Annotated in this window: 4 protein-coding genes and 1 pseudogene; 2 read left to right on the top strand and 3 right to left on the bottom strand. The window is 32.3% G+C overall.

Going from position 1 to position 4,190, the window contains the following annotated elements; translation table 11 throughout:
• Positions 1 to 311: site-specific integrase (locus C568_RS0129925; RefSeq protein ID WP_018783703.1), on the bottom strand; the 311-nt coding region annotated here is incomplete at its 3' end.
• Positions 312 to 1,173: 862 nt separating this feature from the next.
• On the opposite strand from C568_RS0129925, the gene C568_RS0129920 reads away from it, so the two are divergent.
• Both C568_RS0129920 and C568_RS32300 read left to right on the top strand, forming a co-directional pair.
• The gene (locus C568_RS0129920; protein WP_018783702.1) at positions 1,174 to 2,166 is read left to right on the top strand and encodes a beta-channel forming cytolysin; all 993 of its coding nucleotides are present in this window, start codon (positions 1,174 to 1,176) and stop codon (positions 2,164 to 2,166) included.
• A 202-nt stretch (positions 2,167 to 2,368) separates the two neighbouring features.
• Positions 2,369 to 2,937: pseudogene (locus tag C568_RS32300) on the top strand (tyrosine-type recombinase/integrase).
• A 21-nt stretch (positions 2,938 to 2,958) separates the two neighbouring features.
• Here C568_RS32300 and C568_RS0129910 read toward each other — a convergent pair.
• Positions 2,959 to 3,201 (bottom strand): DUF3937 family protein, encoded by a 243-nt coding sequence (locus tag C568_RS0129910; protein ID WP_018783701.1) that lies wholly within the window; start codon positions 3,199 to 3,201, stop codon positions 2,959 to 2,961.
• A gap of 292 nt (positions 3,202 to 3,493) precedes the next feature.
• Positions 3,494 to 4,190: group II intron maturase-specific domain-containing protein (locus C568_RS31580; RefSeq protein WP_018783700.1), on the bottom strand; the 697-nt coding region annotated here is incomplete at its 5' end.

Here is a 4,190-nt window from a genome sequence, read left to right as displayed (position 1 = left end):
AGTTGCATGTCCTTTAACGGATTTGGTAGTTTTAAATACTGATACAATCTATTTAAGACAATATAGACACGATGGATTGTTTTGTCAGAGTACTGTCGTTTCTTCTTTAAATCGTAAAAATACGCTTCAAAATCCTTTTTATTAAGTGTCGTCCATATATTGCATGTAGGGAGTTTTTTAGATTTTTGCAACCAATGACCAAAGTCTTCAATATCATAAACATATCGTTTAATTGTAGACGGCTTGCGTCCTTTATTTAATAAAAAAGAAGAAAAATGTTGTACAGTATCTTGAAATTCTTTTGTTGGCATAAGCTTATCATCCTAATTTTTCTTTTAGTATATCAAATTTCACACATATTCCACTTACCCATTCATCCCCAAAGAAAATATATAAATAAAAAAGATAAGACCAGTAACTCGGTCTTATCTATGGCATAAGGAGAAAAAAATAGGGTGATAGCCATCACTTTTTTATCATATTACATTAACTGTTAATTTTGAATATTATAACTGAAAATAGCGACAGTATCCATATTGAGAAATTTATTACTAATTTATTTGTGCAGTATCAAAAGGTACACCTTTAGATACGTTTTTTACTTTCAGGGGTCCCGCCAACCAAATGACATAAAACCCACGCTAAGACATTTTTTGGAAGATAAAAACCAGATTTTTCTTCGCTAAGCGTAAAACTCATTAAATAAGTTTCCCTAAATAAGTGTTGCAAAAATTAACATTTATGCAACACTTACTGAGATCTTGATTTTTATAACGCTACAACGTTGCGTATATTATGTTGCAAATTAGTTTTCGATAATACCACGATATTTGTAGCGAAATAGGAAAAGGAATTTTGCGATATTAGAAGAGAAATAGTCAAAAATTCAAAATGATAAACGTTATTGATATCGTCTAAGCGTGTGGAAAAACAGCATTTTATTTGTCGAATTTTGCTTAACGTGGGTTTTATGTCATTTAGTTGGCGGGACCCCATGCCCATCAAGCTAAAATTTTAAAGTACCCCCTAAACGAGAATTTTATCTTTCCATGAAAATTAAATGTAATACTTTTGTTATATTTACGAAAGAAATTTGCAAGATATATAAATTAATATTTGTTTATTGATATATAAATATTTCTATTAATCTTTATATGAAAGGAAAATAAAAAAATGACCCAAAAGAAAAAAACTAAAACATTCGTACAAACTTTAGCATTGGCTACCACTATTGTTGGTGGATCTTTAGCATTTAACGCTTCATTTGTACACGCAGATGCTTTACCAAAAGTTGAAGATATAGGACAAGGCGCGAAAATTATGCATAGTCTAGATTCAACTTATAATGCTGACGCAAACATAAAAAATTCAATAAAAGTTTCATTTATTGATGATCCAAATACTGATAAAAAATATGCAATCGTTTTTACAGAAGGAAGTAATATTGCTTCAAGTTTTCTGCGTAGCCCTGAAACACCATCTGCAGCTTCGTTGACTTGGCCATCTGTTTTTAAAACAGGGTTAGAAATTACAAGTAATGACAATGCAAAATTTTATAAAGTTGCACCTAAAAATGAAATTGAATCAAAAACAGTATCTTCTACAGTTTCATACAATGTAGGCGGAGGTTTAGAGATTAAACCAGAAGGTCCATCATCATCTGCATCAGCCGGTGCATCTTGGTCTAATACTATATCATATGAACAACCAGACTATAAAACGTTTGTAACAAATAACACAGATAAAAAAGTAGATTGGAATGTAGAATTTAATCAATTTTATAATAGAGGATATGGACCTTATAATAGAGATTCGGGTGGTTTTTATGGTAATGAACTATTTATGAACTCACGTACCGATCCATTGATTAATGCGGGAGATAATTTCACATCAGACAGTCAACTTCCAGCTCTAGTAAGATATGGTTTTCAGCCAAGTACAATGGCAATTATAATTGCAGATAAAGATGCAACTACAACGGATTTATCTGTAAAACATGCTAGAGAAAACGATGTGTATCTCTTATGGTATAATGGTATAAAAGGTTGGACAGGACAAAATCACAAAAATTCTACGTATGGCAACCATGGAACTATAGATAATTATAAACTTGATTGGAAAAACAATAAAATTATTCACCAAAGTTCTGGGCTACAATCGAATTAACAACAAATTTTTATCTATAATAGTTAAACCTATTCCAATACTGGAATAGGTTTTTTACTTAATATTTGAATGTAAACTTTTGTATATTTGTTTACATTCATTTCTCCTTAAATATTGACTTCAAACCAATCCCTCTAATATCTTCAAAATACACAACAAAAGTATACATTCAAAACACCATAAATAAAGAGGTATAAAATACATGGACAAAAAAACACATCTTATTGATGTCCAACCCATCCGAACAAAAGAACAGATCGAAGATATGAAATGGGCACTCAAACGTCACTGTTCTGAAAGAGACTATATTCTCTTTCTTATTGGCATAAATACAGGATTGCGTGTTAGCGATCTACTCCAAATCGAAACACAAACTATATTAAAGTTAAAACAGAAAAAGAGGAAAGAATTCAAAATCAAAGAGGGAAAAACAAAGAAAGAACGCATGATTAATCTTACTTCTATTTTTGATGAGGTCTATTCCTATGCCCAAACCTTAGAAAGTACCTGGTTATTTCCTTCTCGAAAAGGAGATCAACCAATTAGTAAAGTCCAGGCTTATCGGCAATTACAAAAAGCCGGAGATTTTGCCGATGTAGAGTCCATTGGTACCCACACCATGCGCAAAACCTTCGGTTATTGGTTCTATAAACAAAAGATGTGGCTATGTTGCAAGAAATTCTTAATCACAGTACACCACAAATTACACTTAAATACATTGGTATTAATAAAGAAGAAAAAGGCAATGTACTTGATAATTTCCATATTTAAAATCTATCAAAAAAACGACATCTACATAGATGCCGTTTTTTCTGGTGCTTTTTTTGTAAATTGATATAAAGCAATTGCTCCTAAAATAACAAGTATTCCTTCAGGAACATCTAATAATACTGTTTTCCATGTCTCTGAAATTAATAATTCATTACCTGTAGAAGCTTTATAATATCCTTTTATATAACCAATGATAAACCGAATTACAGATAAAGAAACAAATAACCATAAACCAAATCGAATCACTTTTTTATCTTTAAACATATAGCACCTCGCAAATATATTAATCGTAATATTAAGATTAATATACATATTATCCATTTTTCTGTCAACAAATTAATAATCCTTATATTTTACTTCAAATCAAAGTTTATAGGAGTACCGCCAGCATTTTGGAAAAAAACTACGCTAAGCAAAAAATACAATAAGCCGTCCATATGGACAGCTCATTTAGTCGGATAAGCGAGGGGCATCACTGCCCCTAACTCTCCTAAGAACCGTACGTGACAGCTTTCCCGTCATACGGCTCAAGCCTTCTTTTTATCCAAACAACTTCTTACTTGATGCAAGGTACATGTACTAGCTTTGTAACCTTATTTGAGTGTATTGGTAAATCACGTATAATAACCTTTTCTCCATTTTGTAGTGGTTGTCTGCATAACGCACAACGATACCCTTGTTTTTTCGCCAGTTTAATTCTATCTAAGGTATTTGTTCCATCAAAGACCTTACGGTCTCGCTTTTCCCAGTATTCTTTAAGAGTAGGGTCATCGGGACTGTTCTTATATAAGACCATCACATGCCGTTTAATTTTAAACCAAGGCATTTGTAAGAGCTGGATATTTGTTAGAGGACAGGTCGGAGTCCAAGATTCCTTGCCTCCGTGATGAGGCTTTTTGAAGTAAGTCTTCTTTATCCATTTCCATGATTTCTTAGGGTGCAATCGGATAAGATGTTTACATATTTTCTCGAAAATATAATGACCGATTTTATCATATGTCTTTTGAGATACGACATGTCTCCAATATTGTCCATACCCTCTAATAATTGGGTTTAACACTTTAATGAGTTCCCCAATAGGCTGTCCTCTCATGATGCGGAACATATTCCTTATCTTTTCCTTTGCCTTCTTAACGCTATCTTTGCTGGGTTTAATCAGTAATTTATTCCCTTTCCACGTTTTGTACTGACGTACGGAAAAACCTAGGAAATCAAATCCCTCTTCAATGTGAGTCACCTTTGTTTTTTCAATA

The sequence above is a fragment of the Bacillus sp. 95MFCvi2.1 genome (genome assembly GCF_000374965.1).
GTDB lineage: Bacteria > Bacillota > Bacilli > Bacillales > Bacillaceae_G > Bacillus_A > Bacillus_A pseudomycoides.
The sequence above is the reverse complement of the archived record's forward strand: the minus strand, read 5'-3'. Positions and strand labels throughout refer to the sequence as shown.

Excerpts from the sequence above, each read along its gene's own strand:
- C568_RS0129920 (WP_018783702.1), top strand. The coding sequence starts at position 1,174 with ATGACCCAAAAGAAAAAAACTAAAACATTCGTACAAACTTTAGCATTG.
- C568_RS0129910 (WP_018783701.1), bottom strand. The coding sequence starts at position 3,201 with ATGTTTAAAGATAAAAAAGTGATTCGATTTGGTTTATGGTTATTTGTT.